Consider the following 5,980-nt stretch of genomic DNA (forward strand, 5'->3'; position numbering starts at 1 on the left):
GACCATGCTCGAGCCCTACGACCTGATCGCGGTCGTGGTGCCGGACGAGCACGTCGGCGCGACCATGAGCGACCTCTCGTCGCGGCGTGCCCGGCTGCTGGGCACCGACAAGGTCGGCGACGACCGCACGGTGATCAACGCCGAGGTACCCCAGACCGAGCTCGTCCGGTACGCCGTCGACCTCCGCTCCTCGACCCACGGCGCCGGCTCGTTCACCCGGTCGTTCGGTCACTACGAGCCGATGCCCGAGGACGTCGCCCGCACCGTCACCACCCGCGAGCGGTAGCCGGACGTCATACGTTCCGGTCGTTCTAACGACCAGTTCGTATGACGTCCCGTGCGGACGCAGGGGGTCAGCGGGCGAGGGCGCCCCGCAGGAACTGCTCGAGCAGCGGGCCGGCGACGCCTGCGCCGGTCTGACCGACGTCGACGAAGGCGCAGACCGCGAGGTCGCCCTGGCCGGCGATCATCCAGGCGTGGGTGAGCCGCTTGCCGGCACGGTCGAACTCCGCGGTGCCGGTCTTCGCGATCACCGGAGGGCCGGGCACGTCCAGCAGGCCGATGCCGGTGCCGTTCAGCACCACTCCGCGCAGCATCTGCTTGAGCGTCGCGTCCTGCGCCGCACTCAGCGGCTCGGGCGAGGTCTTTGCGGGTGTCACCGACGTGATCAGCTGCGGCACCACCGTGCGACCGGCGACCACCGACGCCATCACCGTCGCCATCGTCATCGGCGAGGCCAGGACCTGGCCCTGGCCGATCATGTCGGCAGCCTTGGTCGTCTCCGACGTCGGCGGCACGACGTTCCCGAAGTACGCCGGGAAGCCGAGGTCGTGGTCGACGCCCATGCCGAGCGTCGCCGCGGCGTCGACGAGGTCCGTCGACCCCAGCTTGGTGCGCTCGTTGATGAACGCCGTGTTGCAGGAGTTCGCCAGCGCCGACGCCAAGGTGATCCGCCCGTTGGCCGACGGCGGGTAGAAGCTGTCGTTGGTGAAGACCTTGCCGTCGACGGTCACGCTGGTCGGGCAGTCGACCGGGGACGACGGCGTCTGACCCTTCTTCAGAAGCGCCAGCGAGCCCACCGTCTTGAACGTCGAGCCCGGCGCGAACCGGCCGTACGTCGCATCGTTGTAGCCGTTGTTCCCCGGGCCGTTCGCCGCGGCCAGGATCGCCCCGGTCGACGGCCTGATCGCGACGATCGCGCTGGCCGGTCCGACGGTGCTGAGGATGCGCTCGGCCAGCTGCTGAAGCCGCGGCTCGAGCGTGAGGTGCAGGGGCGTCCCACGTGTGGCCGCGTGCTTGAACACCCTCCGGCGCTTGTCGTTCGCGTCGACCGCCTCGACGTCGACGCCCGAGGTGCCGCGCAGCTGCTCGTCGTACCGCGCCTCGAGCCCGGACAGTCCGGCCTCGTCGCCCGCCGAGTAGACGCCGGGGTTGTCCTTGATGATCTCGGCGGTCACCGGACCGACCGTGCCGAGGATCGGCGCGGCGAACTCCTTGGTGATCCCGAGCGGGACCTCTCCGGCGATCGCGTCGACGCCCTTGATATGGACGTACTGCGACGTCACCGCCGGGGGCACCTCGTCCTGGCGGAACACGATCGCCTGCACGAACGCCTTCGGGCCGGCCGCCTTCACCTGCTTGACGTACGACGCGACGTCGATGCCGAGGAGCCGGGCCAGGCGGCGAGCCGACTCCGGCGCCTGCGCTGCGGGGACCTTCAGCCGGTCGACCCCGAACCGCACGACCGGCCGGTCCGTCACCAGCCCGACCCCGCGCGGCCCGAGGATGTCCGCGCGCGTGGCCGGGAGGGGTGTCGCCTCCAGCTTCTCGCCCGGCTTCAGCGACGGCTCGACCACGTCGTCCGTCCACTCCACCTGCCACGTCGAGCCGGAGGCATGCAGTGGCGCCTTGCTCGTGTAGCTCCAGCCGGAGCCCAGTGGCCAGCTCCACTGCAGGGTCGCGGTCGCGGCACCGTCGCTGCCCTTCGTCACCGAGGCGACGGTCACCTTCGGCTTCACGTCACCGAGGCCCGCCACCGTGGCGTCGTACTCGCGCTGCACGTCGCCCACGGATGCGTCCACGAAGGAGACCTGCGAGAGGTCACCCGAGGCCAGGCCGGAGGCCAGCGCGGCGGCCGTCGGGTCGGGCGACGGACCGTCGTCCCCGCCACCACAACCCGCCAGAACCAACGCCAGGACAGGTGGTACGACGAGCAACAAGCGGCGGGTCCCCATGCTCGCCATCCTGTCAGGCAAGAGTTGTCAGCCCTCGGCGGCCGACTCCTCCACGCGCACGCAACAGCGGTCGGGCCCGGGGTCGAGCCGGGCCGACGTGTGGTCGCAGCCGAGGCCGTCGAGCACGCCGCCGACGTAGTCGCGGTTCACCCCGCAGACCAACGCTGTGTGCTCCCGGGCGAGCGCGTCGAACGGGCAGTTGCGCAGCACCAGTCCGTCGCCGACGCGGGTCGGCTCGAAGCCGCGGCCGGCCAGGACACCCGCCGACCGGTCCAGCTCGCCGCCCTTCCCGTCGTACGTCGTACCGTCTCGGCGGCCGGCCTCGCGGGCCTCCTGGGCCAGCGTCTCGGGAAGGGCCGCCCCTTCCAGCGACCGCTCGACCGCGGCGGCGAAGACCCGGCCCACGAGGTCGTAGCCGCGCTCGGGCAGCGAGACCGCGACCTCGGCGTCGGAGCGGCGGTACACCTTGGCCGGGCGTCCGGCACCCGGTCCGGTGCGTCCGGTGAGCCGGCGGTGGTCGACGGAGAGCAGGCCCTCCTCGACCAGCTTGTCGAGGTGGAACCGGGCCGTGTGGGGCGGGACCCCGACCTCGCGCGCGGCCTCCTCGCGGCCGACGCCGTCGTCGCGGCCGGCGACGAACGTGTAGAGGCGCCGCCGCAGCGGGTCTGCGAGCGCCCCGATCGCGGAGAACGCGTCTCCCATCGCCACCTCCACTTGACGTCCTGACTTCTAACAGACATATTACTCACTCTTAGAGATGTCCGTCCAGAAGGAGATTCCCATGGCCGAAGCGGTCGCCGTGCAGATCGAGCGGCGGATCGGCGAGGCACGATGGCGCCCGCGGATCACCCACGAGCCCGCGCCGATCGACCTGGCCAGGGCCGAGGCCGCGGCGACCGAGATGCTCGCGGCACTCGGCCTGCCGATCGACTCAGAGGACATGTTCGAGACTCCCCGACGACTCGTCCACGCCTACGCCGAGATGCTCACCCCACCCGAGTTCGACTCCACGACGTTCAGCAACAAGGCCGGGTACGACGAACTGGTGCTGGTCTCCGACATCCCGGTCCACTCGTTGTGCGAGCACCACCTGCTGCCGTTCACGGGCGTCGCCCACGTGGGCTATCTGCCGGGCAACCGGATCCTCGGCCTTTCGAAGTTCGCGCGTACGGTGGAGTTCTTCGCCCGCAGGGCCCAGACCCAGGAGCGACTCACGACCGAGATAGCCGAGCACCTGACCGAGCGTCTCGACCCCAAGGGGGTCGGCGTTGTGATCGAGGCCGAGCACACCTGCATGAGCCTGCGTGGGGCGCGGGCCGAGGGCGCACGCACCGTCACCGCGGCGCTGCACGGCCGGCTGCGTGACGACCCGAAGACGCGCGCCGAGTTCCTGTCCCTCACCCGCAACCGAGGAGGTGCGCGATGAGCGCCCCGATCATCCTGGTCGGTGGCGGTCTCGCCACCGGCACCGCCGTCCGCGAGCTGCGCACCCAGGGCTACGACGGCGAGCTCGTCGTCATCGCCGGCGAGCGGCACGCGCCGTACGAGCGTCCGCCGCTGTCCAAGGGCTACCTGCTCGGGAACGACCCCGCCGAGAAGGCACTGGTCAACGAGGAGTCGTGGTACGCCGCCCACGACGTCGACCTGCGGACCGGAGTGACCGTCGACGCGGTCGACCCCGACCGGCGCACCCTGACCGCGGGTGGCGAGGAGCTGGCGTGGTCCGGTCTGCTGCTCGCGACCGGCGCCATGCCGCGCCGGCTGGCCCTGGCCGACGACTCCGGGGCTCCGGTGCACTACCTGCGCACTCTCGACGACTCGACCGCCCTGAAGGAGCAGCTCAAGCCCGGCGCACGGATCGGCATCATCGGCGGCGGCTGGATCGGCCTCGAGGTCGCCAGCGCTGCGCAGCAGGCCGGCGCCGAGGTCGTCGTACTCGAGGCCCTCGAGCAGCCCCTGCTGAACGTGGTCGGCCCCCAGGTGGGCGCGTTGTTCGCCCAGCTCCATCGGGAGAAGGGGGTCGACGTGCGCACCGGCGTACGCATCGAGGAGATCACCCATGGCTCGGACGGCACGACGATCAGGTCGGCCGATGGCGACACGCTCGCCGTCGACCGCCTGGTCGTCGGTGTCGGAGTCGCCCCAGTGGCCGACCTGGCCGCCGACGCCGGGATCGCCGTCGACAACGGAGTCCTCGTCGACGCCGGCCTGCACACCTCGGCCCCCGGTGTGCTCGCCGCGGGCGACGTCGCCAACGTCGACCACCCGGTCCTCGGTCACCGGCTCCGGGTCGAGCACTGGGACACCGCGATCAAGCACGGCAAGGTCGCGGCCACCAACCTGCTCGGCGGCGGCGCCGTCGCCGACCACCTGCCCTACTTCTTCACCGACCAGTACGCGCTCGGCCTGGAGTACGTCGGCCACCCCGGACCGGACGGTTTCGACCGGGTGGTGATCACCGGCGACACCGAGGGTCCGGTCGAAGGGCGGGTGTTCCGCGTCTGGTGGATGCGGGGCAACCGGGTCGTCGCCGGCATGCACGTCAACGACTGGGACGCCATCGACCGGGTTCGCGAGCTGGTCGGCACCGAGGCCGACGACGCGGCTCTCAGGAGCTGACGCTCGGCAGCTTCTCCAACGCGCCGGCGACCGCCTGCTGCAGCTCCGCGTCGTCCCAGCTGTGGTCGACCAGGTCGCCGCGCAGGTAGGCGTCGTACGCCGCGAGGTCGAGGTGGCCGTGCCCGCACAGCGCGGTCAGGATCACCTTCTCCTCGCCCGACTCCTTGCACGCCAGTGCCTCCTCGACCATCGCGGCGAGCGCGTGGGTCGGTTCGGGCGCGGGCAGGATCCCTTCGGTGCGCGCGAAGAGCACCCCGGCCGCGAAGCACTCCGACTGCTTCTTCGCGACCGCCTCGAGGTCGCCGGTCTCGTACAGGTGAGAGATCAGCGGGCTCATGCCGTGGTAGCGCAGCCCGCCGGCGTGGATGGGGTCGGGCACGAAGTCGTGGCCGAGCGTGTGCATCTTCATCAGCGGCGTCATCCCGAGGGTGTCACCGAAGTCGTAGGCGTAGGTGCCCTGCGTCAGCGACGGGCAGGACGCGGGCTCGACCGCGCGGATCGTCGGTGACATCCGCCCGGCCCACTTCTCGCGCAGGAACGGGAAGGCGAGCCCGCCGAAGTTCGAGCCGCCGCCGGTGCAACCGACGAGCAGGTCCGGCGTCTCGCCGACCTGCGCCAGCTGGAGGAGCGCCTCCTCGCCGATCACGGTCTGGTGCATGAGCACGTGGTTGAGCACGCTGCCCAGGGCGTAGTTGGTCGTCGGGTCCTGGGCCGCCACCTCCACCGCCTCGCTGATCGCGATGCCCAGGCTGCCGGTGGAGTCGGGGTCCTGCGCGAGGATCGTGCGCCCGGCGTTGGTGAGGTCGCTCGGGCTGGGGTGCACGGTGCCGCCGAAGGTCTCGATCATGGTGCGGCGGTAGGGCTTCTGGTCGTACGACGCGCGCACCTGCCAGACCTCGCACTCGAGGTCGTACTGCGCGCACGCGAACGCCAATGCGGTGCCCCATTGGCCCGCGCCGGTCTCGGTGGTGAGCTTCTTGATGCCCGCCTTGGCGTTGTAGAACGCCTGCGGCACCGCAGTGTTCGGCTTGTGCGACCCGGCGGGGCTCACGCCCTCGTACTTGTAGTAGATCCTGGCCGGCGTGCCGAGAGCCTTCTCCAGCCGGGTCGCGCGAAAGAGCGGGGAC

At 71.3% G+C, this 5,980-nt stretch carries 5 protein-coding genes and 1 pseudogene; 3 read left to right on the forward strand and 3 right to left on the reverse strand.

The window, feature by feature from the left end; all coding sequences use genetic code 11:
- Nucleotides 1-286, forward strand: a pseudogene (locus VGJ24_RS12605) (elongation factor G-like protein EF-G2); the annotation flags it as partial.
- 67 nt (nucleotides 287-353) lie between these two features.
- On the opposite strand, the gene VGJ24_RS12610 reads toward VGJ24_RS12605, so the two are convergent.
- Nucleotides 354-2,234, reverse strand: a complete 1,881-nt coding sequence (locus tag VGJ24_RS12610; protein ID WP_331500974.1) for a penicillin-binding transpeptidase domain-containing protein — start codon at nucleotides 2,232-2,234, stop codon at nucleotides 354-356.
- A 27-nt stretch (nucleotides 2,235-2,261) separates the two neighbouring features.
- A complete protein-coding gene (locus VGJ24_RS12615) occupies nucleotides 2,262-2,936 on the reverse strand; it encodes a helix-turn-helix transcriptional regulator (protein WP_331500975.1) in 675 nt (224 codons plus the stop codon).
- A gap of 79 nt (nucleotides 2,937-3,015) precedes the next feature.
- Between VGJ24_RS12615 and folE the strand changes: the two genes are divergently transcribed.
- Both folE and VGJ24_RS12625 read left to right on the forward strand, forming a co-directional pair.
- Complete coding sequence (gene folE, locus VGJ24_RS12620; protein ID WP_331500977.1) at nucleotides 3,016-3,660, forward strand: GTP cyclohydrolase I FolE; 645 nt, start codon at nucleotides 3,016-3,018, stop codon at nucleotides 3,658-3,660.
- Complete coding sequence (locus VGJ24_RS12625) at nucleotides 3,657-4,853, forward strand: NAD(P)/FAD-dependent oxidoreductase (RefSeq protein ID WP_331500978.1); 1,197 nt, start codon at nucleotides 3,657-3,659, stop codon at nucleotides 4,851-4,853. Before folE ends, VGJ24_RS12625 begins: the two co-directional genes overlap by 4 nt.
- Here VGJ24_RS12625 and VGJ24_RS12630 read toward each other — a convergent pair.
- On the reverse strand, nucleotides 4,843-5,980 hold a 1,138-nt coding region (locus tag VGJ24_RS12630), incomplete at its 5' end, for a TrpB-like pyridoxal phosphate-dependent enzyme (protein WP_331500980.1). The two genes, VGJ24_RS12625 and VGJ24_RS12630, sit on opposite strands and share 11 nt — an antisense overlap.

This window comes from Nocardioides sp. (genome assembly GCF_036493135.1).
GTDB lineage: Bacteria > Actinomycetota > Actinomycetes > Propionibacteriales > Nocardioidaceae > Nocardioides.

Coding starts and splice junctions, on each gene's coding strand:
- VGJ24_RS12610 (WP_331500974.1), bottom strand. CDS start 2,234: ATGGGGACCCGCCGCTTGTTGCTCGTCGTACCACCTGTCCTGGCGTTG.
- VGJ24_RS12615 (WP_331500975.1), bottom strand. CDS start 2,936: ATGGGAGACGCGTTCTCCGCGATCGGGGCGCTCGCAGACCCGCTGCGG.
- folE (WP_331500977.1), top strand. CDS start 3,016: ATGGCCGAAGCGGTCGCCGTGCAGATCGAGCGGCGGATCGGCGAGGCA.
- VGJ24_RS12625 (WP_331500978.1), top strand. CDS start 3,657: ATGAGCGCCCCGATCATCCTGGTCGGTGGCGGTCTCGCCACCGGCACC.